A 25,785-nucleotide genomic window follows, 5' to 3' on the forward strand; every position below is an offset into this window, starting at 1 on the left:
GCTGGCGCACGAACGGGAGCGCGAGGAGGCGCGGCAGGGCGACGTCCGCGGGGGCCTGGTACGCCGGCACGCCGATCGTGACCTCCGCCTGCGGGACGTCGAGCCGCAGCGTCCCGTGCAGCCGGTCCCAGAGCGTGAGGCCGCTCGACCAGTTCGTGTCCGTCTCGCGGCGCACGGTGGAGTGATGGATGCCGTGCATGCGGGGCGTGACCACGAGGCGCACCAGCCGGCGCTCGAGCGCGAGCGGCAGGCGCACGTTCGAGTGATGGAACAGGATCGAGACCTGGAGCGCCGTCTGCCAGACCGAGAAGGCGAGCGGGGACACGCCGATCACGAGCACCTGGGCCGCGCGCCAGGGGATCGAGATCGCGACCTCTGCGAAATGAAAGCGCAGCGCCGTCGACGCGTCGAGGTCGCGGTCGACGTGGTGCACCAGATGGAAGCGCCAGAGCCAGGGAACGCGGTGGGTGAGGACGTGCCAGATGTAGATCGTATAGTCCATGAGGACGACGGCGAGCGGCACCTCGAGCGCGGCGGGGAGCGAGGCCCACTGGAGGAGCCCCCATCGCCTCGCTGCCACGAGCCCCGAGAGCGCGCCGATCGCCGGCCGTTCGGTCAGGGCGACGGCCGCGGTGCTGAGCGCGACCACCGCGAGGTTGCGCGCCAGGCGCCGCCCCTTGGGCTCGACCGTCGGCCGGAGCGGACGGCGCCCCTCGAGCCAGAGGAGGAGGGCGAAGGTGCCGGCCACCACGGCGCCGGCGAGCCAGAGCGGCAGCGGGCGGCTGGTCACGACCCGCGCGGCGAGGCCGTGCCGCGGTACATCTCCGCCATGATGCGCGGCTCGCCCTGGATCGCGTAGCGGTCGAGGCGGGTGATCGCGAAGCCCGCGTCGCGGATCAGCGCGTCGATCGGGCGATTCAGGTTGCAGCCGACGCCGATCCGGCGCTGGATCGGGTTGAAGCGATCCTGCCAGCGGGCGACGCGCGCGTCGTCGCTCCGCCCGTGCTCGAGGAAGACGAAGACGCCGCCGGGCTTGAGGACGCGGCGCACCTCGCGCAGCGCGGCCAGCGCGTCGGGGATGCTGCACAGGGTCCAGGTGCTGACCGCGCAGTCGAAGCCCGCGTCGGGGAACGGCAGCCGCTCGGCGGTGAGGTGCACGCGCGCGACCGGAAAGGGCGCCGCTTTGATGCGCCGCGCGGTGCGCGCCGGCAGCAGGTCGGCCACGTCGAGCGCGGTGAGGCGCGTCACGCCGGGCGGATAGTGCCGGAGGTTCAGCCCGGTGCCGAAGCCGATCTCCAGGACCTCCCCGCCGGCCGCCGCCAGCGCCTCGTCCCGCTCCCGCCCAAACCGCGGCCTGCCGAGCGCCCAGTCCATGAAGCGCGGGAAGACGTGCCTCGCGTAGAACCCCACCGCGCCTCTACATATAGTCCCCCCCGCACGGGCTCACCACCCGGCCGGTCACGCAGGCGGCGGCGCCGGGCGCACCGCCGGCAGCTCGCGCGCGGGGCGGTACGGCATCACCACCCAGAGCACGAGGTAGATGACCAGCCCGAGCATGAAGCCGCTCACCAGCGTGCCGAGCACGAAGGCGAGGCGCAGGATCGTGACCGAGACGCCGAACTGCTCGCCCAGGCCGGCACACACCCCGGCGATCATCTTGCCCTCGCGCGCGCGGTACCAGGCGCGCGTGAGCGCGCTCCCGGGCTCGAGCAGGCTCCCGCAGTAGCGGCACTTCACGGCCTCGGCGCGGATCTCCTCGGCGCAGTACGGGCAGCGCTTGGTCCCGACGTCAGGCATGGCGCTCCTGGCGGCGCAGGCGCACCTGCTGCTCGACGAAGATCGGGATCGCGCCGTAGGTGAGCGCGAGCAGGAGGGCGAGCGTCGCGGCGTAGTTGAACACGATGTAGGCGCCGAGCGCGGTGGGGAGGATCGCGACGAGGAGGCCGAAAGCGGCCCGCACCAGGTAGAAGTCGAGGAGCAGGATCACCGGCAGCGGCAGCAGCGCGGCCGCGAGCGCGCGGGCCAGGGTCGGCCAGGCGGCGCGGCGCGCGTTGCGGGCGAGGAGCGGCGCCGCGGCGGCGAGCACGCGCCTCGCGAGTGCGGGCGGCGGCGCCGGCACGGGCGCCGCCGCGAGCGTCCGCTCGAGGCCCTCGACCGCCGGACTCTCCGCGCGGCAGCGCGGGCACGCGGCCAGGTGGGCCGCCGCGTCGCGGTCGAGCGCGCGGCCGAAGAGGAGCGTGGTGAGCGTCTCGTCGCAGTCGGTCATCGTCGGGCGGTCTCGAGCAGGCGGCGCATGGCGTGGTGGAGCCGGCTCTTCACGGTGCCCCGCGGGCAGCCGAGGATCGCCGCCACCTCCTCCTCGGGCAGATCATGGTAGTAGCGCAGGATGACGGCGCTCCGCTGCGCCTCGGGGAGCGTGGCGAGGAGGCGGTGGGCGTCGAGGGCCGCGTCGGTCGCCGCGGGCGCGCCGGCGCGGGCGTCCACGGCGGCGGGATCGACCGGCTCGGGCGGCGGCCGGCGCTGCCAGTCGCGGCAGAGGTTGACGGCGATCTGGAAGAGCCAGGTCGAGAAGCGCCGCGCCGGGTCGAAGCGCCGCGCCGCGCGCACGACGCGGAGCCACGTCTCCTGGTAGAGGTCCTCGACATCACGCCCCCCGGTGTGCCGGGCGATGAGCTGGTAGAGCGGGCGCTCCCAGCGCCGGCAGAGCTCCTCCAGCCCGCGCCCGTCGCCGCTCGCGACCGCCGCGATCAGCTCCTCGTCGGTCGCCATCGGCGCCCGCGCGGAGCTGTATCATGCGAGCGGCCCTCCCGGCACCGCTCCGGCGCCGAGATCGCGCCGGTCGGCGCCGTTGGCGGCGGACGATGGGCGGTCCCGACCCCGCAGGCGGGCGACCCAGTCCTGCGCCCGCGCGAGGCCCTGCTCGAGGAGCGACGGACCGCTCGGGGTGAACGGGACGATCAGCCAGAGCGCGCCGTAGAGGAGCGGCCCGATCAGGTGCGCGAAGGTGAGCACGAGAAAGCCGAGCCGGACGCCGGCGACGGGGAGGGCCAGGGCGTGGCCGACGCCGGCCGCGACCCCGGCCAGGCGCCGGTCGGGATGGTCCCGATACCAGCGCGCCGGGTCGAGCGCCGCGACGCGGCTCCGGCAGTGGGGGCAGCGCACCGCCTCGGCGGAGATCTGCTCGGCGCAGTAGGGGCACTTGCGGGTTCCCTCCATTTGCGTCCTCCTTCCTCGCGGTAGTACGCGCGGACGACGCGGGAGGTTCACGCGCCGGGGACCTCCCGCCCTCGCCAGATGGCGTAGATGGCCGGATAGACGAGCAGCTCCATGACGAAGGACGTGAAGATGCCGCCGATCATCGGCGCGGCGATGCGCTTCATCACGTCGGCGCCCGTGCCGTGCGACCACATGATGGGAAGCAGGCCCATGAACATCACGCCCACGGTCATCACCTTGGGCCGCAGGCGCTTCACCGCCCCCTCGATGATCGCCTCCTTCAGGTCGGCGACCGAGCGCATCAGGCCGCGCCGCCGCCGCTCGTCGAAGGCGAGGTCGAGGTAGAGGAGCATGAAGACCCCGGTCTCGGCGTCGACGCCGAGGAGCGCGATCAGGCCCACCCAGACCGCGACGCTCATGTTGTAGCCGAGCGCCCAGAGGAGCCAGATCGCGCCCACCGCCGAGAACGGCACGGCGAGCAGGACGATCATCGTCTTCGTGACCGAGGCGGTGTTGAGATAGAGGAGCACGAAGACGATGAGCAGCGTGAGCGGCACGAGCAGCGCGAGCCGCCCCCGCGCCCGCTCGAGGTACTCGAACTGCCCCGCCCAGCCGAGGTGGTAGCCGGGGGGCAGGCTGACGCGCTCGCCGACGACCCGTTTCGCCTCGTCCACGTAGCTCCCCAGGTCGCGGCCGGCGACGTCGACGAAGACGTAGCCGGCGAGCGCGCCGTTCTCGTCGTGGAGGGAGGGCGGCGCGGTCGAGACGGTCAGGTCGGCGAGCTCGGCGAGCGGGATCTGCACGCCGTCCCGGCCGGCCACCAGCACGCGCTTCAAGCTCTCCAGGTCGCTGCGCGCGTCGCGCACGTAGCGCACGTTGATGCTGTAGCGCTCGCGGCCCTCGACGGTCTGCGACACGCTCGCGCCGCCGATCGCGGACTCGATGACGTCCTGCACGTCGCCGAGCGTGAGGCTGTAGCGTGCGATGGCATCGCGCCGGACGGTGATGTCGAGGTAGTGGCCGCCCGTCGTGCGCTCGGCGAAGGCGCTGCGGGTGCCGGGGAGGGTGGCGACGGCGGCCTCGATGTCATGTCCGATGCGGCCGATCTCCCCCAGGTCGGGGCCGAAGACCTTGATGCCGAGGGAGCTTCGGATGCCGGTCGCGAGCATCTCGGTGCGGGTCATGATCGGCATCCATAGGATGTTGGGCATGCCGGGGAAGCGCACCGTGCGGTCGATCTCCGCATTGAGCCGCTCCCAGGTCATGCCGCGACGCCACTGGTCCTCGGGCTTCAGCGTCACGACGGTCTCGAACATGCTGAGCGGCGCGGGGTCGGTCGGGGTCTCGGCGCGGCCCGCCTTGCCGAAGACGTGCTCGACCTCGGGGAAGCGCTTCAGCATCCGGTCCTGGGTCTGGAGCGCGGCACGCGCCTGCGTCGCGGACATGCCCGGCAGCGCCGTCGGCATGTAGAGGATCGTGCCCTCGTTGAGGTACGGCATGAACTCGGAGCCGAGGCGGAAGTAGACCGGGACGGTCGCGACGACGATCGCGACCGCGAGCGCGACGGTGAGCCAGCGCCGGCGCAGCACGGCCTCGACGAGCGGGTGGTAGAGGCGCATGAGCGGGCGGCTCACGGGGTGCGTCTCCTCGCCGTGGATGGTCCCGACCAGCGCGGCGTTGGCGACGCGACGGAGCCAGCCCGGGCGGAAGGTGAAGGGCTCGAGGCGCGTGAAGACGAGCCGCATGGCGGGGTCGAGCGTGATCGCGAGCACGGCCGCGATCGCCATCGAGAAGTTCTTGGTGAAGGCGAGCGGCGTGAAGAGCCGTCCCTCCTGCGCTTCGAGCGCGAAGATGGGGAGGAACGAGACCGCGATCACCAGGAGCGAGAAGAAGCTCGGTCCGCCCACCTCCTTGACGGCCGCGATGACGATGTCCCGGAAGTCCCCTGGCCGATTCTCCGCCTGCCAGCGCTCGAGCTTCTTGTGCGTCTGCTCGACCACGACGATGGCGGCGTCCACCATGGCGCCGATCGCCACCGCGATGCCGCCGAGGGACATGATGTTGGCGGTGAGCCCCATCGCCCGCATGGGGATGAAGGCGAGCAGCACGGCGATCGGGATGGTGAAGATCGGGATGAGCGCGCTCGGGATGTGCCAGAGGAAGACGAGGATGACCGCGCTCACGACGAGGAGCTCTTCCGCCAGCGTGTGACGGAGCGTGTCGATGGCGCGGTCGATGAGCGTCGAGCGGTCGTAGACGGGGACGATCTCGAGGCCGGACGGGAGCGACTTCTCGACCTCGCGCAGCCTGGCCTTGACGCCGTCGATCACGCGGAGCGCGTTCTCCCCGTGGCGCATGACGACCACGCCCCCCACCGTCTCGCCCTGGCCGTCGAGCTCGGCGAGACCGCGCCGGAGGTCGGGTCCCAGGTGCGCGCGCGCGATGTCGCGGACGAGGATCGGCGTTCCGTTGCCGTTCGTCCCGACCGCGATCTGCTCCACGTCGGCCACCGACTGGACGTAGCCGCGGCCGCGCACGACGTACTCGGTGCCGCTGAACTCGACCAGGCGGCCGCCCACCTCGTTGTTCGAGCGGCGGATGGCATCGATCACGTCGCGGAGCGGGAGGTGGTGGGCGAGCAGCGTCGCCGGGTCGATCTCCGCCTGGTACTGCTTGACGAAGCCGCCCACCGATGCCACCTCCGCCACCCCCTCCACGCTCGCGAGCCAGTAGCGGAGCGTCCAGTCCTGGAAGGAGCGCAGGTCGGCGAGCGAGCGCGTGCCGCTCCGGTCGACGAGCGCGTACTCGTAGACCCAGCCCACGCCGGTGGCGTCGGGCCCGAGGCGCGGGGCGACACCCTCCGGCAGGCGGGCGGCGATGCCCTGCATGTACTCGAGGACGCGGCTCCGCGCCCAGTAGAGGTCGGTGCCGTCCCGGAAGACGACGTTGACGAACGAGTAGCCGAACATCGACTCGCCGCGCACGTACTTGACGCGCGGCGCGGCGATCATGGTGGTGACGATCGGATAGGTGATCTGGTCCTCGACCAGGTCGGGGCTCCGCCCGGCCCAGTCGGTGAAGACGATCACCTGCACGTCGGACAGATCCGGGAGCGCGTCGAGCGGGCTCGTGCGGAGCGACCAGACGCCCGCCGCGCTCGCGAGCGCGACCAGCAGGATGACGAGGAAGCGGTTCCGCGCGCTGTACTCGATGATGCGGTCGATCATGGCTGCACCCGGAGCGTGAACTTCTCGCGCACCGGCGGCTTCCCGGGCCGCGCGATCTCGACCACCAGCGACCATGGACCGCCCATCGAGAAGCGCGCGGCGCCCTCGTAGACGCCGTCCCCCAGCTCCCGGGTGGGCGCCTCCTCGATCGTCATGCCCGGCATGTCCATGGTGTAGGAGAACCGGACGGTGGCGCCGGCCACCGGGGCGCCGGCGGCGTCCCGCACCCGCACGCGGATCGCGTTCTCGCCGACGGTCGCGGTCTCGCGCGCCGGGAAGACGGTGACGCGGAGGTCGCCGACCTGCTTCTCCCCGGCAGGCAGCGCGCCTGGCGGCGCGGGTGCCTCGCCGCCGCCCATCTCCATCGGGCGGGCGCTCTCCATCTTGACGCCGCCCATGCCGAGGGCGCCCATCATCCCCATCATGCTCTCCGCCGCCTGGAGCCTGGACTCGGAGTCGACCAGGAAGTTGCCGCTGGTAACGACGCGCTCGCCGGGCTCCACGCCCGCCAGCACCTCGACCGCGTCGTCGAAGCGGCCGCCCACGCGCACCTCGCGGGGCAGGAGCCGCCCGTCGCCCCCATCGACGAACACCACCTGGCGCCGGCCCGAGTCGAGCACGGCGGTCCCCGGCACGACCAGGCGCTCGCCGAGCGGCACGCGCAGCTCGACGGTGCCGTACATCTCGGGGCGCAGGATCTGGTCGGGCGAGTTGGGCAGCTCGAAGCGGACCTTCGCCGTGCGCGTCTTGGAGTCGAGCACAGGCGACACCCAGGCGACACGCGCCGTGAAGCGCTCGGCGGGGTAGGCGGTGAGGGCGAGGTCGGCCTGCTGGCCGACCTTCACGAGCGGCAGCTCGTATTCGTACACGTCGCCGTACGCCCAGACGGTGGAGAGGTCGGCGATCCTGTAGAGCGTCATGCCGGGCTCGACGCGCAGACCCGCGACCGCCGTCTTCTCGATCACGGTGCCCGAGATCGGCGAGTGGATGGTGAGCGTGCGTCTCGCCTGCCCGCTCTCCTCGAGCTCGCGCACCTGCTGCGGCGAGAGATCCCAGAGGCGGAGCCGCTCGCGGCTCGCGCGCGCGAGCGAGGCGGCGGACGCCCGCGCCTCGGGAAGCGAGCTCGCCTGCAGCCGCCGCTCGGTCTCGCGCGCCAGGAGGTACTCGCGCTGCGCGGTCAAGAGATCCGGGCTGTAGAGCGTGAAGAGGGGGTCGCCCCTGCGGACGGGCTGCCCGGTGTAGTTCGCGAACAGCTCCTCGATGAAGCCGCCCACCTTGAGCGTCACCTGGGCGAGCTTCCGCTCGTCGAAGTCGAGCCGGCCGACGGTGCGGATCACCCTCTCGACCGGGCGGCGCTCGGCCGTGCCCCAGGTGAGGCCGATCGCCTGCTGCTGCCCGGCGTCGAGGCGGATGGGCGCCTGCGGGAGCTCGACCGGGGGCTCGGCGGCGAACGTGAGCCGCGTCACCGCGGCGACGGCGAAGAGGGCGAGCGGGCGGTTCATGGTCGCTCCTCCCGGGGCAGCTCGCCCCCGACGGCCGTCTCGAGGCTGGCGTACGCCTTCTCGAAGGCGGCGGCCGCCTCGTGGTGCTCGAGATGCGTCGACTCGATGGCGCGCAGGCTGTCGATCAGCGCCGTGAAGTCGAGGTTGCCGGCCGCATAGGCGTCGCGCGAGGCGGCGAAGGACTGCTCGGCCTGCGGCAGGTGCGTGCCGGCGAGGAGCTCGCGCTCGGCGGCCGCGGCCGCGAGGGCGGCGAGGGCCCGCTTCACCGCGGACGCAGCGCGGTCCTCGGCGCGCCGCCGCATCGCCTCCTCGCTCGCCAGGCGCGCGTGCGCTTCGTCCAGCGCGGCATCGCGGCGGTACTTGAAGGGGAGGGGGACGGTCATGGCGATCATCGCGCCGTACCCGTCGCGGCCGGCACGGTTGTAGAAGCGCTCGAAGGTGAGATCGAAGTCGGGAAGGTAGCCGCGGCGTGCGAGGGCGACGTCGTCCTTCTCGCGCTCGACGGCCGCGGCACGCGCCGTCAGGTCCGGATGGCTCTCGCGCGCGAGCGCAATCAGACGCTCGAGCGGCCCGGGTACCCGCGCCGGCCCGGGGTCGATCGGCGTGCCGAGCGGCTCCTCGGGACCGCGCGAGAGGAGCTCGTTCAGGCGCGCCGCGGCCTGCTCGCGCTCGAGGCGCGTGGTGACGAGCCGGGTCGCGATGTGGGTGCGCTCGACCTCGGCGCGCAGCACGTCGGGCTGCCGGCCCGTCCCGACGGCGTAGCGCCCGGCGGCGCCTGCCGCGAGCTCGCGCGCCAGCTCGAGGTCGCGCGTGTAGACGGCGAGGTGGCGGTCGGCGAGCCAGAGGTCCCAGTAGGCCTGCTTGACGGCCTCGAGGACGGCGAGCTCGGTCATCCGGGCTTCGGCTGCCGCCAGGTCGGCGTCGCGCGCAGCCATGCGGCCCCGGAGCCCGAGCTTTCCCGGGAACGGGAGGCGCTGCGACAGCTTCAGGATGTTGTTGTCGGCGCCGTCGTAGGGGACGGCGCGCGGCGTGTTCCAGCTCTCGGCTGCGAGCGTCGGGTCGTCCCAGGCGGCCGCCTGCGCCGGCACGGCCCGCGCCGCGGCCTCGCGCCAGCGGGCCGCCTCCAGCTCCGGGTTGTGTGCGCGCGCGTAGGTGACGACGTCGGCGAGCGGGAGCGGCCCCGTCGCGGGCAGCTCGCCGGCGCGGGCGAGCGGGCGGGCGAGGGTCGCGATGGCGGCGGCGATGAGGGGGATGTGTCGATGCTGTCGCATGGTGCTCCTCCATGAAGACGGCGCCGGGCAGGGCTTCGCCCGGGGCGGACGCTGCTGCGTCGGGGTGCGCCGCGCGAGCCGCGCGCGGCGCGGGAGGAGCTCAGAGGACGAGCGCGCAGCGCTGGAGGAAGAGCGGGCAGTGCGGCGGCGCGAGCGCGCCCGGGGAGACGAGCGCCAGGGCCGGCGCCGCGAGGCGAGCGGTCGGCGCGGCCACGGTCATCGTCCCGGTGGCCGCCGTCGGCGCCTTCAGCTGCGGGACGGTCGCGCCCGCGGCCGGCGCCTCCCCGGGCGCGCAGCAGCAGGGCGCGATGGTGCGCGCCCGCTCGTGCTGACACCGCTTCGCCTCCCGGCAGCAGCGGGCTGCCGAGGGCGCGCGCGGCGCGAGGCTCGCCCCGACGCTCGAGGCAGCGAGGAGGACGGCCGCGAGGGCGGCGATCACGCGCGGCGCGCCCGGGCGAAGCATAGGGGCATTTTCCCGGGGTGGATCCGGGCTGTCAAGCTGCACATGCATCGCCTGTCGGTGGTCGTGATGCACGCTGGGGCGGTGGCGCCCGCCGTGTCGGGGCGCTAAGAGCGCTCCCGTGCAGCGCCGCGAGGTCGTCATCGTCGGCTCGGGACCGGCCGGAGCCGCCACGGCGCTGCGCCTCGCCGCCGCGGCGCCCGAGCTCGCCGCGGGCACGGTCCTGCTCGACAAGGCCCGTCACCCCCGGGACAAGACGTGCGCCGGCGGCGTCATCCCCAAGGCTCTCCGCCTGCTCGCGGAGCTGGGCGTCCCGTTCACGGTCCCGCACGCGCGGGTGGATTCGGCCGCGGTCGCGGTCCCGGGCCGCAGGGTCGCCGTCGCGGGCTCCGATCTCTGCCGCGTCGTGCGGCGGCGGGAGTTCGACGCGCGGCTCGCCTGGGCGGCGCGCGAGCGCGGCGTCGAGCTGCGCGAGGGCGAGCGCGTCGTGGGTCTCGCGCGCGACGGCGCGGGCATACGCGTCGAGACGGACCGTCGTGTCTACTGGGCGCCCGTCGTGGTCGGCGCGGACGGGAGCGGCAGCGTGGTGCGCCGGGGGATCGTGGGCGACGGCGCCGGCGCGGTGGCGCGCGCCGTCATGTGCGACGTGCCCGTCGCCGACACGCACTGGGACGGCCACGCCGCGCGGCGCTACGAGTTCGACTTCACCTCGTGCGCGACGGGGCTGCGCGGCTATCGCTGGACGTTCCCCTGCGTCATCGACGGCGTGCCGCACGCGAACGTCGGCGTCTACGGGCTCCCGCCGGTCGACGGCGCGCGCCTGCGGGACGAGCTTGCCGTCGAGCTCGCGCGCATCGGCGCGGAACCTGCGGGATGGAAGGCGTTCCCCATCCGGACCCATGCGCCCGGCACGCGGGTGGCCGCGCCGCACGCGCTCCTGGTCGGCGACGCGGCCGGGTGCGACCCGCTCATGGGCGAGGGCATCTCCTTCGCGCTCGAGTACGGGATGCTCGCCGCCGACGCGATCGTGGTCGCGCACGCGAGCGGGGACTGGAGCTTTCGCGGCTACGCGCGCGCCGTCGAGCGCGGCCTGCTCGGGCGGAAGCTCCGCCGCCTGCACCTGGGCGCGCGGCTCTTCTACGGCCCGCGCCACCGCCTCTGGTTCCGCGTTGCCGCCGCGAGTGCGCGCGCGCAGGCGATCGGGCTCGCCTGGTACAACGGCGTGGACGGGTGGGATCGGCGGGGGGCGCTCAGCGCGCTGGCCGCCCTCGTTGGCCTAGCAACCCGTCCCGCTCGGTGAGCGTACCCCGGTCAACCACCCGGCGGCCGGGGGGTCGCGAAATACCATTGTTGGCCTTCCGGGTCGCGCGCCGTGTACATGCGATCGCCCCATTCCATGTCCGCGGGCTCCGCCTCGATCATCGCGCCGGCCGCACGGGCACGCCCGCAGTGCGCGTCCACGTCGTCGACCAGCACATAGATCCCGCTGTGCCGGGCGGGGAGCCTGCGCGCCGAGGCAGTGCCCCACTTGGTACTCGCGTGACCCACCATCACGAGGGCGTCGCCCAGGGCCGCCTGGGCGTGGACGTGCTCGGGGTCGTTGGGATCGACCTCGTGGACGCGGGTTGCGAAGCCGAAGGCCGGCGCGAGGAAGGCGAGGTAGGCGGCGACGTCGTCGACGTAGAGGTAGGGGACGATGCGCTGGGTGGGTCGCGGCGGATTCCCGGCCATGTGGTCGGGCGGCCTACCCGCCCGCCTCCGCGTAGCCGAAGACGGCCTTCAGCTCGAGGAACTCCTCGAGGCCCGCCTCGCCCCACTCGCGGCCGTTGCCCGACTGTTTGTAGCCGCCGAAGGCGGCGCCCAGGTCGGGCTGCGCGCCGTTCACGTGGACGTTGCCGGAGCGGATCTTCCTGGCCACCCGGCGCGCGCGCTTGAGGTCGCCGGAGGTCACGTAGCCCGAGAGCCCGTAGGGCGTGTCGTTGGCGATGCGGATCGCGTCCGGCTCGTCCTCGTATGGGATGATGGTGAGGACCGGCCCGAAGATCTCCTCGCGCGCGATCGTCATGTCGTTGCGGACGTTGGCGAATACCGTGGGCTTCACGAAGTACCCCTTGCGGATGCCCTCCGGGCGGCCGGGGCCGCCCGTCACGAGCTCCGCGCCCTCCTCGATGCCCTTCTTGATGAGACGCTGCACCTTCTCGAACTGCGCCTCGCTCGCGAGCGGGCCGATGGTGGTGCCCTCGGCGAGCGGGTCCCCCACCTTTATGGCCTCGGCGGCGCGCTTCGCCGCCGCGGCGGCCTGGGCCATCCTGGAGCGCGGGACGAGCATACGCGTGGGCGCGTTGCACGACTGGCCGGTGTTGAGAGCGCAGCCCTGCACGCCGGCCGCGACCGCCTGCTCGAGGTCGGCGTCGTCCAGGATGATGTTGGCCGACTTACCGCCGAGCTCCTGCGCGACGCGCTTCACCGTCGGGGCGGCGGCCGTGGCGACGGCGACGCCCGCCCGGGTGGAGCCGGTGAAGGAGACCATGTCGACGTCCGGGTGCGACGAGATGGCGGCGCCCACGGTCGGCCCGTCGCCGTTCACCATGTTGAAGACGCCGGCGGGGACGCCCGCCTCGTGGAGGATGTGGGTGAACAGGTAGCCGGACAGCGGCGCGACCTCGCTCGGCTTGAGCACCATCGTGCACCCCGCCGCCAGCGCCGGCGCCACCTTGCAGGCGATCTGGTTCACGGGCCAGTTCCACGGGGTGATGAGGCCGCAGACGCCGATCGGCTCCCTGCGCATGAGCGTCGAGCCCCTGAGCTCCTCGAACTTGAAGCTCCCGAGCACCTTTGCCATCTCGAAGAAGTGGGCGAGCCCGGCCGCGGCCTGCGCCGCGCGCGCGAGCCAGATCGGCGCCCCCATCTCCTGCGAGATGGTCTCGGCCATCTCCTCGTACTTCGACTGGTAGACCTCGATGATGCGCTGGATGAGCGCGAGGCGCTCCTCGGGGCTGGTCTCCGAGTACGACTCGAAGGCACGCCGGGCGGCGGCGACCGCCTTGTCGACGTCGGCGGCCGAGCCGAGCGAGATCCTGGCGATCGCGTCCTCGGTGGCGGGGTCGATGACCGGGAAGTCGTGCGCCCTCGTGGGCGGCACCCACTTCCCGTCGATGTAGAATTGGCGGCAGTCCTTCATGTCTCTCCTCCCGTGACGTCGCGACGGATGCCCGACGAGTTTCCTACCCGAGCCGGCGAGCCGCCGCCAGGGGTGCACCAAGGCTCCGGCTGGCGCGCCGCTTTGACATCCCGTCCCGCTCTTTGCTACCGGGGCGGGCGGGGATGGGAGCCGAGGGGCGGCGTCCGAGGAAGCGCCGGCGCGGACCCGCGACCGCCGCGCCGCATCTCGAGACGCTCCTCTGGCGGGTCGGCATCCGGCACGTCGCGGGCGTGGACGAGGTGGGCATGGGACCGCTCGCCGGCCCCGTGGTGGCGGCCGCGGTCGTCTTCCCGCCCGGCACGCGCCTCGACGGCGTCGCCGACTCCAAGGTCCTGACCGCCGCTCTGCGCGAGCGGCTCGACGTCGAGATCCGCCGCCGCGCGGTCGCCGTCGGCATCGGCGTGGTCGAGCCCGACGAGATCGACCGCGTCAACATCTATCGCGCCGGGCTCGCCGCCTGCCGGCGGGCGCTCGAGGCGCTGCCGCTCGTGCCGGGCTTCGTGCTCGTCGACGGGCGCGAGATCCCCGACCTCCCCATGCCGCAGAGCGCCTATCCGAAGGGCGACGCGTTCGTGTGCTCGATCGCCGCGGCCTCGATCGTCGCCAAGGTCCATCGCGACGCACTCATGCGCGCGCTCGATGCGCGCTTCCCCGGCTACGGCTTCGCGCGCCACATGGGCTATTCGACGCGCGCCCACTTCGCGGCCATCCGCGCGCTCGGCCCCTCGCCCATCCACCGCCGCTCCTTCGCGCCGGTGCGGGCCGCCGCACGCGGTGAGGCGGATCCACAGCTCGCGCTGGGTCCGCTCCTCGCCGCCGACTGACGCGTCGCGGGCGGGCAGCGCGGGGGGCGTTTCGCCCGACTACGTCCTCGGTGAGGGAGGTGGAGTGCCTGACACTGCGACCTCGCGATCGAAGACGTGCTGCTCATGCCGCCACCAGGCGACCGCAAGCACCATCGCCAGCACGAGCCCAATCTGCACGCCAGACGGAACCGAGCTCAAGGGCAGGTCCCCCCGCCGGTCCAACACGCCGAGTCCCCAGTTGACGAGCAGCACCGCGTAGAACGCCGCCTCGCCCTTTCGGCCCGAGGCCGCGAATGCGCGCGATCTCACGGCGCCGGTGAACGTCATTATCTTTGATGGCCAGCGCGAGCGGGATCATGACGAGGAGAAACAGCAGCAGGAACAGCGCGCAGGCCGCTGCTCTGAGGGGGGTGAGGGCCCACATGAGGACGGCCACGAGGGTGAGGGGCAAGGCGACACGTGTCGCGACCATGGGGAGCCAGGCGGCGGACATCACTCGAGCTTCCGCCCACTCGCGCCAGCGTTCAGCGGGGCGCACGCCGAGCAGGTGGAACCTCAGCCTCGCCGACAGCGGCGGTCGCGTACCCACAAACCCATGCTAACGGCCGGTCGGCGCTTTTACTAACGCCGGGAACGCCTATAATCGGTTTCGACCCCCATGGACGCGACCCTGCTCCTCGACCTCTATCGGCAGATGTGCCTCTCCCGGCGCTTCGAGGAGGCCGCGGCGAAGGCGTACTCGCAGGGGAAGGTGAGCGGCTTCCTCCACCTCTACATCGGGCAGGAGGCGGTCGCGGTGGGCGCCATCTCGGCGGCGGAGCCGACCGACTACATCGTCGCGACGTATCGCGAGCACGCGCACTACCTCGCGCGCACCGGTGACGCGCGCGGCGCGATGGCCGAGCTCTACGGGTGCGCGACCGGCTGCAGCGGCGGGCGCGGCGGCTCGATGCACCTCTTCGCCGCCGCCAAGCGCTTCTTCGGCGGCTGGGCGATCGTCGGCGGCCACGTGCCGATCGCGGCCGGCGTGGCGTTCGGGAGCAAGTACCGCGGCGAGCCGGACGTGACCCTCTGCTTCTTCGGCGACGGCACGGCCAACATGGGCGCCTTCCACGAGGGCCTCGCGCTGGCCGGGCTCTGGAAGCTGCCCGTCGTCTTCATCTGCGAGAACAACCAGTACGCCATGGGGACGCCGCTCTACCGCACGCTCTCGGTCGAGGACGTGGCCGTGCGCGCGCGCGGCTACCCGATGGAGGCGGAGATCGTGAACGGCGACGACGTCCTCGAGATGCGCGAGGCCGTGCGCCACGCCATCAGCAGAGCCAGAAAAGACAGCCTGCCCTTCTTCCTCGAGGCGAAGACCTACCGCTTCCGCGGCCACTCGGTCGCGGACCCGGCCAAGTACCGCACCAAGGAAGAGGTGCAGAAGTGGATGGAGCGCGACCCGATCGGCATCCTCGCCGGGCGCATCCGCACCCTCGGCATCGCGACCGACGAGCAGCTCCGAGCGGTCGACGACGAGGCCAAGGCGCAGGTGCAGGACGCCGTCCGCTTCGCCGAGGAGTCGCCGGCGCCGGCGCCCGAGACCGTCGAGGAGCACGTCTATGCCTGAGCCGCGAGTCATCTCCTTCCGCGAGGCGTTGCGCGAGGCGATGGTGGAGGAGATGGAGCGCGACCCGTCGATCTTCCTGATGGGCGAGGAGGTCGGACACTACAACGGCGCCTACAAGGTCTCCGAGGGCATGCTCGAGCGCTTCGGCGAGCGGCGCGTGATCGACACGCCCATCGCCGAGACCGGCTTCGCCGGGGTCGGCATCGGAGCCGCCATGATCGGGCTCCGGCCGATCATCGAGTTCATGACGTGGAACTTCTCGCTGACGGCGATCGACCAGGTCATCAACAACGCCGCCAAGCTGCGCTACATGGCGAACGGGCAGTTCACGCTGCCGATCGTGTTCCGCGGCCCGGGCGGCGCCGCCCACGCGCTCGCCGCGCAGCACTCGCAGGCGCTCGAAGGGTTCTACGCGCACGTGCCGGGGCTGAAGGTCGTCATGCCCTCGACGCCGGCCGACGCGAAGGGGCTGCTCAAGGCGGCGATCCGCGACGACAATCCGGTCTGCTTCATCGAGAGCGAGGTGATGTACGCGCTCAAGGGCGAGGTGCCGACGGGCGAGCACGTCATCCCGCTCGGCGTCGCGGACGTGAAGCGCCCGGGGCGTGACGTGACGCTCGTCACCTGGTCCAAGATGCTGCACACCTCTCTCAAGGCGGCCGAGCAGCTCGCCACCGACGGCATCGAGGCCGAGGTGGTCGACGTGCGGACCGTTCGCCCCCTCGACGCGGGAGCGATCCTCGCGTCCGTGCGGAGGACGCACCGCTGCGTCGTCGTGCAGGAAGGGTGGCCGTTCGCCGGTGTGGGAGCCGAGGTCGTCGCGCTGGTCGCGCGCGACGCCTTCGAGGACCTCGACGCCCCGCCCGAGCGCGTGACCAGCCTCGACGTGCCGATGCCCTACGCGCGCAACCTGGAGGAGCTGGTGCTGCCGTCGCCGGCGCGGGTCGTCGCGACCGTGCGCCGGCTGCTCGGGGCGGAGGAGAGGAGGGTGGGCGCCCCCGTCCACCCGGCGCGCGCGCAGCGCGGGCGGTAGCCGGCTGCTCGTCGGCGGCTGCGGCCGGTCCCGGAACCCGCCCGCCTCACTCACGCTAGAGCGGCGCGCAGCCTGCGCCGGCGGTTGCACGAGCGCCGGCCGCGTGGTTCCCTGACCGTTCGCCCATGTCGATCGACGTCACCATGCCCAAGCTCTCCGACACCATGGAGGAGGGCAAAATACTGAAGTGGCTCAAGCATCCCGGCGACGGCGTGGCGATCGGCGAGATCATCGCCGAGGTCGAGACGGACAAGGCGAACATGGAGCTCGAGGCCTACGACGAAGGCACGCTCGCCGAGGTGCGGGTGCAGGAGGGCGAGTCGGCGCCGGTCGGCGCGGTGATCGCCGTCCTCGCCGCGCCGGGGGAGGGCTCGGCCGCGCGGCCGGCGGCGGGAGCCGAGAAGGCCGCGAAGGCAGCGCCCGCCGCGCCCGCTGCGAAAGCGGCGCCCGGCACGCCGCGGGCGGCGCCCGCGAAGGCCGAGGCGGGTCGTGAGGGCTTCCGGCCGACGGTCGTGCGGCGCCCCGAGCCCGGGGAGAGCCTCGGCGCCAGCGCGGCCGTGAAGGCCTCGCCACTCGCCCGGCGGATCGCGCGCGATCACGGCCTCGATCTCGGACAGGTCAGCGGCACCGGCCCCGGCGGACGCATCGTGCAGAAGGACGTGGAGGCAGCGCTGGCCGCCCGCGGCGGCACGGCCCCCGCGCCCCGGAAGCCGGCAGCGCCCGCCGAGCCGCGCCCGGCGGCGGGAAGCCGCGTCGAGCTCTCGCGCATCCGGCGCACCACCGCCAAGCGCATGGGCGAGGCGAAGCGCGAGGTCCCGCACTTCTACGCCTCGACCGAGATCGCGATGGACGAGGCGGCGCGGCTGAAGGAGGCGCTCGCTGCGCTCGAGGGCGAGTACGAGGGCCTCACCTACACGCACGTCGTGCTGAAGGCGGTGGGCCTCGCGCTCACGCGCGTGCCCGAGCTGAACGCGTCCTACGACGGTGACGCGATGGCGCTCCACGAGGCGGTCAACGTCGGCGTGGCGACGGCGGTGGCCGACGGCCTCGTCGTGCCGGTGGTGCGCCACTGCGACCGCGAGCCGCTCGCGGCCATCGTGCGCCAGGCGCGCGCCCTCCTCGAGCGGGCACGCAGCGGGCGCTTCGCGGCGGACGACCTGACGGGCGCCACCTTCACCGTTTCCAACCTCGGCATGCTGCCGGTCACGGAGTTCGCGGCGGTGATCAACCCGCCGCAGGCGGCGATCCTGGCGGTGGGGACGATCCGCGAGACGCCCGTCGTGCGCGAAGGCCAGGTCGTCCCCGGGCGGATGATGACGGTCACCCTCTCCTGCGACCACCGCATCATCGACGGCGTGCTCGCGGGGCGCTTCCTGCGTGAGCTGAAGGGGCTCCTCGAGAACCCGCTCGCGCTCGTCCTGTGACCCGGTCGGCCGAATACGACCTGGTCGTGCTCGGAGCAGGCCCGGGCGGCTACGTGGCGGCCATCCGGGCCGCGCAGCTCGGGCTCCGCACCGCGGTCGTCGAGCGCGACCGCCCGGGCGGCGTGTGCGGCAACTGGGGCTGCATCCCGTCGAAGGCGATCCTGGCCGACGCGGCGCTCTTCGCCGACGTGAAGGACGGCGCCCGGCGCGGCATCCTCGCCGACAACGTGCGCGTCGACTACGCGCGGGTCATCGCGCGGAGCCGCGAGGTGGCCGACCGGCAGGCGAGGGGCGTCGACCTCCTGTTCAAGAAGAACGGGATCGCATACCACCACGGCGTGGGCCGGCTCGTGCGCGGCGGCGTGACGGTCGACGGCGCGCGGATGGGCGCGCGCTTCGTCCTCCTCGCCACCGGGAGCCGCGAGCGCACGCTGCCCGGGCTCGAGATCGACGGCGAGGTCGTGCTCACCAGCCGCGAGGCGCTCGAGCGGCCGGTGCTCCCGGCGTCGGTCGTGATCGTCGGCGGCGGGGCCGTGGGCGTCGAGTTCGCGTACGTCTATGCCACTTTCGGGGCCAGGGTGACCGTGGTCGAGATGGAGGAGACCCTGCTCCCCGGTATGGACGCCGACCTCGGACGCGAGCTGGCGCGCGCCTTCGCGCGCCAGGGGATCGACGTGCTGGTGGGCCACCGCTACCAGAGCCTCGTGCGCCACGAGGGTGGAGCGCGGGTCACGGTGGCGGGCGCGGACGGGTCGCGCGCGCTGGAGGCCGCGCAGGTGCTGGTCGCGGTCGGGCGCGCGCCGCTCTCCGACGACCTCGGGCTCGACGAGGCTGGCGTGCGGACGGAGCAGGGCTTCGTGGTGGTCGACGCGAACATGCGCACGAGCGCCGCTGGCGTGCATGCCATCGGCGACCTCGTCGGGCCTCTGCTGCTCGCGCACGCCGCTTCGGCGCAGGGGATCGTGGCGGTGGAGACGATGGCCGGGAGGTGCGCCGAGGGGCAGGGGCTCGACCCGACCCGGGTGCCCGCGTGCATCTACTGCATGCCCGAGGTCGCGGCGGTCGGGCTCGGCGAGGCGGAGGCCCGCGCCCGCGGCCACGAGCTTCGCGTCGGCAAGTTCCCCTTCCGCGCTCTCGGCAAGGCGATGGCGAGCGGCCACACGGAGGGTTTCGTCAAGGTGGTGAGCGAGGCGCGCCGCGGCGAGATCCTGGGCGTGCACATGATCGGCGCGGGCGTGACGGATCTGATCGCCGAGGCCGGGCTAGCGCGCACGCTGGAAGCGACCACCGAGGAGCTGGTGGCGACGGTGCACGCGCACCCGACCATGGCGGAGGCGCTGCGCGAGGCGGCGCTCGTCGCGCGCGGCGAGGGGATCAATGTCTGATCCGGCCATGCGGCTCGAGGTGGGCCTCCCCGGACGGGTCGAGTACGGGCGCGCGCTCGCCTGGCAGGAGGCGCTGGTCGCACGGCGGCTCGCCGGCGGGCCCGACGCGCTCCTCCTCCTCGAGCATCCCCCCGTCTACACCCTGGGCCGCGGCGCCGACCCGCGCTTTCTCGGCACGGCGGCGGGCGACGTGCCGGTCTTCCGGGCCCACCGCGGTGGCCAGGTCACCTACCACGGGCCCGGGCAGCTGGTTGGCTACCCGATCATCGGGCTCCGCGCCTTCCGGCCCGACGTGCGCTGGTATCTCGAGATGCTCGAGAGCGTCCTCATCGGCACGCTCGCCGATCTCGGCATCGCCGCGGGGCAGCGCGCGGGGCTCCGCGGCGTGTGGGTCGGCGAGCGCAAGATCGCCTCGATCGGCATCGCGCTCCGCCGCTGGGTGGCCTGGCACGGCTTTGCGCTGAACGTCGCCCTCGACGTGAGCGGCTTCGCTCCGATCACGCCCTGTGGCATCACCGGTGTGGAGATGACGTCCGTCGCGCGCGAGGGAGGGCCCGGCGAGGTGGGTGCCGTCGTGCCGGTCGTCCTCGGGCGATTCGTCGCCACCTTCGGCTATCGGGGGTGGGCGGCGCTCGAGACCGATGCGCTCGGCGGGGAGGCGCGCCCGTGAGCATGGCGGTCGCGCGGCGGCATCCGCCCTGGCTCAAGGTTCGCGCGCCGGGCGGTCCGGGGTTCGCCGAGACGATGGCGACGGTGCGGGAGCTGGGCCTTCACACCGTCTGCCAGGAAGCGCGGTGCCCCAACATCGGCGAGTGCTGGGGGCACAGAACCGCCACCTTCATGCTGCTCGGCGACACCTGCACGCGCAACTGCGGCTTCTGTGCCGTGACCCACGGCCGTCCGCGCGCCGTCGACCCCGGCGAGCCGCTCCGCGTGGCCTCGGCGGTAGCGCGGCTGGGCCTCCGCCACGTGGTGGTGACGTCGGTCAACCGGGACGACCTCCCCGACGGCGGAGCGGCGCACTTCGCCGCCACGGCGCGCGCCATCGAGCGGCTCGTGCCCGCGTGTGGGGTCGAGGTCCTGGTGCCGGACTTCCAGGGAAACCTGGCGTCGGTCGCCGAGGTCGGGGCCTCGCCCATCGACGTCTTCAATCACAACCTGGAAACCGTCCCCCGGCTCTACCGCCGGGTGCGGGCGGGCGCCCGCTACGAGCGCTCCCTCGCCGTGCTCGAGGCCGCCCGTCGCACGGGGGACCGGCTCCTCACGAAGACCGGGCTGATGCTCGGCCTCGGTGAGACACGCGAGGAACTCGTTAGCGTTTTCGCTGACTTACGCCGTATCGGCTGCGACATCCTGACCCTTGGTCAGTACCTGCGACCCTCCGCCGAGCACCTGCCCATAGAGCGCTACGTCCCCCCGGAGGAGTTCGCCGTGCTGCGCGCCGAGGCCCTGGCGCTCGGCTTCCGCCACGTGGAGGCCGGCCCCCTCGTGCGTAGCTCGTACCATGCCTGGTCGCACGTCCCCCCTGCAAAAAACTTGTAAAAATAAGGGACTTCGGAGCGGCCCGAATCTTGCCTGCCCGGACCATTTCCATTAGCGTGTGCGCTCGTCCGTAGTGGCGGCAGTGGCGGTGGAGGCGGAAGGAGGCGACGAGCAAGATGCTGAAGCTGTATGATTATCCGGACTGTCCGTTCTGCCAGAAGGTGCGTGTCATGCTGGCGGAGAAGGACCTCGAGTACGAGAAGATATTCGTCGACTTGCGCAAGCAGGAGCAGAAGTCACCCGACTTCTTGCGCCTGAATCCGTACGGCAAGGTCCCGGTCCTGGTCGACGAGGACGAGGTCATCTACGACTCGACGATCATCAACGAGTACCTGGAGGACGAGTACCCCCTCCCCCGGCTGATGCCGGAGGACTCGCAGGGGCGGGCCAGGGTACGTCTCCTCGAGGATTACTGCGACAACTCCTTCATCCCCCCGACCACCGCGCTGCTTGCCCAGCTCCGCAAGCCCGACGCGGAGCGGGACCAGCAACGCGTCGAGCAGGCACGCGACGAGCTGCGCCGGAGCCTCTACTTCCTGGGCGATGCTCTCGGCGGGCACGAGTACCTGGTCGGCAAGGAGTTCACGCTCGCCGACATGGCGTTTGCCCCGCGCATCATGGTGCTCGGGCGTCTCGGCGTGGAGCTCGAGCCGGCGCTCGCCCCCGTGCAGAGCTGGATCGACCGCATCCGGGCGCGGTCGAGCGTGCGCAGCCTCGGGCTCTGACGGTGTCCTCCGAGCCGGCTCGGTCGTGACCTGACCGGGTCCGGCGCGCGCCCGGTGCCGACTTTCGCGGCCCGCGGGGTGGTTGACACGATCCGCCCATGATCGTAATAGGAATCGTTCGCAAAAGATCACGGGCGGCGGCCGGAATCGCCCCCGCCCTGCAGGAGGGATGATGGCAAAGGCACTCAAGGGCAGCAAAACACACGACAACCTGAAGACGGCGTTCGCCGGGGAGTCGCAGGCGAACCGCCGCTACCTCTACTTCGCGCGCCGCGCGGACATCGAGGGCTATCCGGACGTGGGCGGGCTCTTCCGCGACACCTCGGAGGCCGAGACCGGCCACGCCTTCGGGCACCTCGACTTCCTGAAGGAGGTCGGCGACCCGGTGACGGACGCGCCAATCGGCTCGACCGACCAGAACCTGAAGTCGGCGATCGAGGGCGAGACCTACGAGTTCACCGAGATGTACCCGGGTTTCGCGAAGACCGCGCGCGGCGAGGGCTTCGCGGAGATCGCGGAGTGGTTCGAGACGCTCGCCAAGGCCGAGAAGTCGCACGCCGGCCGCTTCACCAAGGGTCTCCAGACCCTGGGCCAGTGAGCGCATGAGCGTGACGGCGGGCGCGGGGTCGCCGGAGGCTTCCGCTCCGGCGGCCCTGGCCGCCGAGGCGAAGCGGGTCTACGACATCTGCTCCGGCTGCCGGCGCTGCTACAACCTCTGCCCCTCGTTCAACTACCTGCTCGACACGGCGGACGAGCAGCACGACGGGGACGGCGCGGCGCTCACGCCGGCCGAGGACCGGCGCGTCGTCGACCTGTGCTTCGGCTGCCACCTCTGCTACCCGCACTGCCCCTACACACCGCCTCACCGCTGGGCGGTCGACTTCCCGCGCCTGATGCTCGGGGCGCGCATCGCGCGCGCGAAAGGCGAGGGCATCCGGCTCCGCGACCGCCTCCTCGGCAACCCCGAGCTGCTCGGGCGGCTCGGCTCCGCCGTCCCGCGGCTCGCCAACTGGGCGAACCGTAACCGGCTCCTGCGCTGGGGCATGGAGAAGGCGCTCGGCATCGATCGCCGCCGCAGGCTGCCCCGCTATGCGCGGCGCTTCAGCCGTTGGTTCCGCCGCCAGGCGCCGCCGGCGGACCTCGGCCGGAGCGGCAAGGTCGCGCTCTTCTACACCACGCCGGTCGAGTTCAACGTCCCCGAAACCGGCGCGGCAGCGGTGCGTGTTCTCTGGCGAAGCGGTGTCGAGGTCGTCTGCCCGCCGCAGGTCTGCTGCGGCATGCCGGCGTTGGACGGCGGCGACCTCGCCGGTGCGACGCGCCGCGCCCGCCGGAACCTGACCACGCTCGGCCCGCTCGTCGAGGAGGGCTACGACATCGTCGTGCCGGGGCCGAGCTGCAGCCGTATGCTCAAGCAGGATTACCCGCGCCTGGTGCCCGGCGCGGTGACGGCGCGCGTGGCGGGCCGCGTCTTCGACCTGGCCGAGTACCTGATGCGGCTCGCGTCCGAGGGCAGGCTCGCGCGCGACTTCCGGGGCGGCCTCGGCAGGGTCGCCTACCAGGCCCCCTGCCATCTCCGCGTGCAGGAGATCGGCTTCAAGTCGCGTGATGCCCTGCGGCTCGTGCCGGGGACGAGCGTCGAGCTGATCGAGCGTTGCACGGGCATGGACGGGACCTGGGGCTTCAAGCGCGAGTTCTACGACGAGTCGTGCAAGGTGGCCCGACCGCTTCTCCGCGACATCGAGCGGGCGGAGCCCGACCTGCTGGTCTCCGACTGCCCGCTGGCGGCCCTCCAGATGGAGCAGGCGCGTGGGCAGCGCGTGTATCATCCCGTGGAAGCGCTGCTTGCCGCCTACGAGGGGCGGACCCTCCCGCGCTGACCCGCATGCGTCCCATCGAGCTCGCAGACTTCCTCGGCCGGGAGCGCTACGGCGCCGAGCGCGACGCCATCCGGCGCCGCATCATCGCCCACAAGCAGGCCCGGCGGGTGGCGGTGGGCGACCGGCTCTCCTTCCTGTTCGAGGACCGCGCCACGATCTGGTATCAGACGCAGGAGATGCTCTGGATCGAGCGGATCACCGACCTGGACGCCATCCGCGAGGAGCTCGCGGTCTACAACGCGCTCCTCCCCGGACCCGGGGAGCTCTCGGCGACGCTGCTCATCGAGATCGAGGAGCAACGCCGGCTCAGGGAGGAGCTGAACCGCCTCGTCGGCATCGACGAGCACGTGACGCTCGAGGTGGGCGGCGAGCTCCGCGTGGCGGCGACCTTCGAGGCGGGGCGGCAGACGGCGGAGAAGATATCGGCCGTCCAATACGTCCGCTTCCCGCTGGAGGCGGAGGGACGCGGGCGCATCGCGGCCGGGGCCCCGCTCGCGCTCGCGGTGGCGCATCCGAGCTACCGGGCGCGCACGCTGCTGCCCGAGGCCGTGCGCGCGAGCCTGGCCGCCGACCTGGCCGACCCGGCGGCCGCGGACCGCGCGCTGCGGGAGGTGCGCGATGGCGGCTGAGCGGCCGCGCGCGCGCCGCAGCACGCGCCAGCTCTCGGTCGTGCTCGAGGCCGTGCGCAGCTCCGGGGTCGAGCACCCGAGCGCCGACCGTGTGTTCGCGCGCGTGCGCAAGGTCATGCCGCGCATCAGCCTGGGCACGGTGTACCGCAACCTCCAGCGCCTCGCCGAGGAGGGCCGGATCGGCGTCACCTACCTCGAGGGGCGCGTGGCGCGCTTCGACCCCACGCCCTCGACGCACGACCACTTCGTGTGCGAGGGCTGCGGCCGGATCGAGGACCTGGCGCCGAGCCGCCCCCTCGCCGGGCTGCGCGCCGTGCGCCGCGCCGGCCATCTGGTCACGTCGCACGCGTACGTGCTCTCGGGGCGCTGCCGCGCGTGCCGCACCAGGGCGGCGTCATGACGCTGCCCGAGGTCATCCCGGTCTTCCCTCTCCCGAACGTCGTCTTCTTCCCGCGCATGCCGCTCCCGCTCCACATCTTCGAGCCGCGCTACCGCGCCATGGTGCGCGAAGTCGCGCGCGGCGCGCGTCTCATCGGCATGGCGCTCCTGCGCGGCGACTGGCAGCGGGACTACTACGGCCGCCCGCCCATCTTCGCGACCGGCACGGTGGGCGAGATGGTGCACGTCGAGGAGCTGCCCGAGGGCCGCTTCAACATCGTGCTGCGCGGGCTGCGCGAGTACGCGATCGTACGCGAGCTCGAGCGCGCCGCCTACCGCGAGGCGGTGGTCGCATGGCGCGCGGCCGACCCCGCGCCGCTCCCGCCCGGCCTGCGCGAGGGTGTCGGTGCGCTGGTGCGCCGTTACCTCGTGCTGCGCGGCAAGGCGGTGGGCGAGGAGGACCTGCTGCGCGGCAGCGTCGACGACGAGACCTTCGTCAACTTCCTCGCCCAGCACCTCGACGTCGAGCCGCTCGACAAGCAGGCGCTCCTCGAGGCGGCGACGCTCGCCGAGCGCGCGCGTCGTCTCGCCGACGTGCTCGAGTTCCGGCTCGAGGAGCTGCGCCTCCACCCGGGCGGGACGCCCGGCCGCGCGCACTGAGGAAGACGCGCCGTGGAGGCCCCCCGCCTGACGCTCGCCGAGCGCCTCTACCTGCCGCAGGTGGTGCAGGGTGTCGCCGTCACGACGCGGCATTTCGTGCGCAACCTGGTCCTCCACACGCTCCATCTCTTCGGGCTCGCGCGCGACAGGCGGGCCGCCGTGACCACGCAGTACCCCGAGGAGCGCAAGCCCTACAGCGAGGGCTTCCGCGGCGCGCACCGGCTCACGCTCAAGCCCGACGGCTCGGTGCGCTGCACGGCGTGCTTCCTCTGCGCGACCGCGTGCCCGGCCAGGTGCATCAACATCGAGGCCGGCGAGCACCCCGATCCCGAGGTGGAGAAATACCCCGTGCGCTATGAGATCGACACGCTCCAGTGCATCTACTGCGGGATGTGCGTGGAGGCCTGCCCGTGCGACGCCATCCGCATGGACACGTTCGTCCACCCACGGGTATGGGGCTACCGGCGCGAGGACTTCATCGAGACGAAGGCCGTCCTCATGGAGCGCTCCCGCATCCTCGAGGAGCGCGGGCGGGACGCGCTCATGGAGGACCTGCAGCGGGCGTACCAGGAGGGGCGGGACATCGGTCCGGCCGTGGAGCCGCCGCGCACGTGATCCTCGTGGCCCTCTGGCGCCGCGGGCTCCTCGAGCGGGCCGACCGCGAGAAGCTGCGCCACTTCCTCGGGCTCGCCCGCGACCCGCTCGCCCTCTCGCGTCGGTATCCGATGTGGCGCATACTGGGTCCAATGCGCCTCCTCTTCTCTCCGCGCTACGCGGAGGCGGTGGCGCGCTGGCTCGAGTACCGTATGAACCTCTTCGACGGTGTCGAAGGTTGA

General features: G+C 72.8%; 28 protein-coding genes. 16 read left to right on the forward strand and 12 right to left on the reverse strand.

Annotation, left to right across the window (positions count from 1 at the left end; translation table 11 throughout):
• From E6J59_10600 to E6J59_10645, 10 genes are all read right to left on the reverse strand, one after another.
• On the reverse strand, nt 1–790 hold a 790-nt coding region (locus E6J59_10600), incomplete at its 3' end, for a sterol desaturase family protein (GenBank protein ID TMB19802.1).
• A complete protein-coding gene (locus tag E6J59_10605) occupies nt 787–1,410 on the reverse strand; it encodes a class I SAM-dependent methyltransferase (protein ID TMB19803.1) in 624 nt (207 codons plus the stop codon). The genes E6J59_10600 and E6J59_10605, both read right to left, overlap by 4 nt.
• A 48-nt stretch (nt 1,411–1,458) precedes the next feature.
• Entirely contained in the window at nt 1,459–1,797 is a 339-nt protein-coding gene (locus tag E6J59_10610) for a PspC domain-containing protein (GenBank protein ID TMB19804.1), read from the reverse strand.
• The gene (locus E6J59_10615) at nt 1,790–2,266 is read right to left on the reverse strand and encodes a hypothetical protein (GenBank protein TMB19805.1); all 477 of its coding nucleotides are present in this window, start codon (nt 2,264–2,266) and stop codon (nt 1,790–1,792) included. Before E6J59_10615 ends, E6J59_10610 begins: the two co-directional genes overlap by 8 nt.
• Nucleotides 2,263–2,769: a sigma-70 family RNA polymerase sigma factor gene (locus tag E6J59_10620; protein ID TMB19806.1), complete on the reverse strand. Its 507-nt coding sequence runs from the start codon at nt 2,767–2,769 to the stop codon at nt 2,263–2,265. The genes E6J59_10615 and E6J59_10620 overlap by 4 nt, the downstream gene beginning before the upstream one ends.
• 21 nt (nt 2,770–2,790) lie before the next feature.
• Entirely contained in the window at nt 2,791–3,216 is a 426-nt protein-coding gene (locus E6J59_10625; protein ID TMB19807.1) for a PspC domain-containing protein, read from the reverse strand.
• A gap of 47 nt (nt 3,217–3,263) precedes the next feature.
• A complete protein-coding gene (locus tag E6J59_10630) occupies nt 3,264–6,443 on the reverse strand; it encodes an efflux RND transporter permease subunit (protein ID TMB19808.1) in 3,180 nt (1,059 codons plus the stop codon).
• Entirely contained in the window at nt 6,440–7,945 is a 1,506-nt protein-coding gene (locus E6J59_10635; GenBank protein TMB19809.1) for an efflux RND transporter periplasmic adaptor subunit, read from the reverse strand. The genes E6J59_10630 and E6J59_10635 overlap by 4 nt, the downstream gene beginning before the upstream one ends.
• A complete protein-coding gene (locus E6J59_10640; protein TMB19810.1) occupies nt 7,942–9,216 on the reverse strand; it encodes a TolC family protein in 1,275 nt (424 codons plus the stop codon). The genes E6J59_10635 and E6J59_10640 overlap by 4 nt, the downstream gene beginning before the upstream one ends.
• A gap of 100 nt (nt 9,217–9,316) precedes the next feature.
• Nucleotides 9,317–9,655, reverse strand: coding sequence for a hypothetical protein (locus E6J59_10645; protein TMB19811.1), 339 nt, complete (start codon nt 9,653–9,655; stop codon nt 9,317–9,319).
• 97 nt (nt 9,656–9,752) lie between these two features.
• On the opposite strand from E6J59_10645, the gene E6J59_10650 reads away from it, so the two are divergent.
• Nucleotides 9,753–10,976: an NAD(P)/FAD-dependent oxidoreductase gene (locus E6J59_10650; GenBank protein ID TMB19812.1), complete on the forward strand. Its 1,224-nt coding sequence runs from the start codon at nt 9,753–9,755 to the stop codon at nt 10,974–10,976.
• 11 nt (nt 10,977–10,987) lie between these two features.
• Here E6J59_10650 and E6J59_10655 read toward each other — a convergent pair whose 3' ends face one another.
• Together E6J59_10655 and E6J59_10660 are read right to left on the reverse strand one after the other, a co-directional pair.
• Nucleotides 10,988–11,407, reverse strand: a complete 420-nt coding sequence (locus E6J59_10655; protein ID TMB19813.1) for a hypothetical protein — start codon at nt 11,405–11,407, stop codon at nt 10,988–10,990.
• A gap of 13 nt (nt 11,408–11,420) precedes the next feature.
• Nucleotides 11,421–12,857: an aldehyde dehydrogenase family protein gene (locus tag E6J59_10660; protein TMB19814.1), complete on the reverse strand. Its 1,437-nt coding sequence runs from the start codon at nt 12,855–12,857 to the stop codon at nt 11,421–11,423.
• Between the two features lie 143 nt (nt 12,858–13,000).
• On the opposite strand from E6J59_10660, the gene E6J59_10665 reads away from it, so the two are divergent.
• The 15 genes from E6J59_10665 (at nt 13,001) to E6J59_10735 (ending at nt 25,785) form a co-directional block, all read left to right on the forward strand.
• Nucleotides 13,001–13,702, forward strand: coding sequence for a ribonuclease HII (locus E6J59_10665; GenBank protein ID TMB19815.1), 702 nt, complete (start codon nt 13,001–13,003; stop codon nt 13,700–13,702).
• A gap of 640 nt (nt 13,703–14,342) precedes the next feature.
• Nucleotides 14,343–15,296, forward strand: coding sequence for a pyruvate dehydrogenase (acetyl-transferring) E1 component subunit alpha (gene pdhA / locus E6J59_10670; GenBank protein TMB19816.1), 954 nt, complete (start codon nt 14,343–14,345; stop codon nt 15,294–15,296).
• Nucleotides 15,289–16,329: a pyruvate dehydrogenase complex E1 component subunit beta gene (locus E6J59_10675; protein ID TMB19817.1), complete on the forward strand. Its 1,041-nt coding sequence runs from the start codon at nt 15,289–15,291 to the stop codon at nt 16,327–16,329. The genes pdhA and E6J59_10675 overlap by 8 nt, the downstream gene beginning before the upstream one ends.
• 143 nt (nt 16,330–16,472) lie before the next feature.
• A complete protein-coding gene (locus tag E6J59_10680) occupies nt 16,473–17,753 on the forward strand; it encodes a 2-oxo acid dehydrogenase subunit E2 (protein TMB19836.1) in 1,281 nt (426 codons plus the stop codon).
• Nucleotides 17,750–19,138: a dihydrolipoyl dehydrogenase gene (gene lpdA / locus E6J59_10685; protein TMB19818.1), complete on the forward strand. Its 1,389-nt coding sequence runs from the start codon at nt 17,750–17,752 to the stop codon at nt 19,136–19,138. The genes E6J59_10680 and lpdA overlap by 4 nt, the downstream gene beginning before the upstream one ends.
• Complete coding sequence (lipB, locus tag E6J59_10690; GenBank protein TMB19819.1) at nt 19,131–19,808, forward strand: lipoyl(octanoyl) transferase LipB; 678 nt, start codon at nt 19,131–19,133, stop codon at nt 19,806–19,808. Before lpdA ends, lipB begins: the two co-directional genes overlap by 8 nt.
• 2 nt (nt 19,809–19,810) lie before the next feature.
• On the forward strand, nt 19,811–20,680 hold the full coding sequence (lipA, locus tag E6J59_10695) for a lipoyl synthase (protein TMB19837.1): 870 nt from the start codon (nt 19,811–19,813) through the stop codon (nt 20,678–20,680).
• A gap of 116 nt (nt 20,681–20,796) precedes the next feature.
• Nucleotides 20,797–21,405 carry a glutathione S-transferase family protein gene (locus E6J59_10700; GenBank protein TMB19820.1) on the forward strand — a complete coding sequence of 203 codons (609 nt, stop codon included), beginning with the start codon at nt 20,797–20,799 and terminating at the stop codon, nt 21,403–21,405.
• Nucleotides 21,406–21,577: 172 nt separating this feature from the next.
• Nucleotides 21,578–22,003, forward strand: coding sequence for a rubrerythrin (locus E6J59_10705; protein ID TMB19821.1), 426 nt, complete (start codon nt 21,578–21,580; stop codon nt 22,001–22,003).
• Nucleotides 22,004–22,007: 4 nt separating this feature from the next.
• Nucleotides 22,008–23,282, forward strand: coding sequence for a 4Fe-4S dicluster domain-containing protein (locus E6J59_10710; protein ID TMB19822.1), 1,275 nt, complete (start codon nt 22,008–22,010; stop codon nt 23,280–23,282).
• A 5-nt stretch (nt 23,283–23,287) separates the two neighbouring features.
• Nucleotides 23,288–23,911: a DUF3501 family protein gene (locus E6J59_10715; GenBank protein TMB19823.1), complete on the forward strand. Its 624-nt coding sequence runs from the start codon at nt 23,288–23,290 to the stop codon at nt 23,909–23,911.
• Complete coding sequence (locus tag E6J59_10720; GenBank protein ID TMB19824.1) at nt 23,901–24,311, forward strand: transcriptional repressor; 411 nt, start codon at nt 23,901–23,903, stop codon at nt 24,309–24,311. Before E6J59_10715 ends, E6J59_10720 begins: the two co-directional genes overlap by 11 nt.
• On the forward strand, nt 24,287–24,949 hold the full coding sequence (locus tag E6J59_10725; GenBank protein TMB19825.1) for an ATP-dependent protease: 663 nt from the start codon (nt 24,287–24,289) through the stop codon (nt 24,947–24,949). The genes E6J59_10720 and E6J59_10725 overlap by 25 nt, the downstream gene beginning before the upstream one ends.
• A 12-nt stretch (nt 24,950–24,961) precedes the next feature.
• Nucleotides 24,962–25,564, forward strand: coding sequence for an NADH-quinone oxidoreductase subunit I (locus E6J59_10730; protein ID TMB19826.1), 603 nt, complete (start codon nt 24,962–24,964; stop codon nt 25,562–25,564).
• Nucleotides 25,561–25,785, forward strand: a complete 225-nt coding sequence (locus E6J59_10735; protein ID TMB19827.1) for a hypothetical protein — start codon at nt 25,561–25,563, stop codon at nt 25,783–25,785. Before E6J59_10730 ends, E6J59_10735 begins: the two co-directional genes overlap by 4 nt.

This window comes from Deltaproteobacteria bacterium, from assembly GCA_005879795.1.
GTDB lineage: Bacteria > Desulfobacterota > Binatia > DP-6 > DP-6 > DP-6.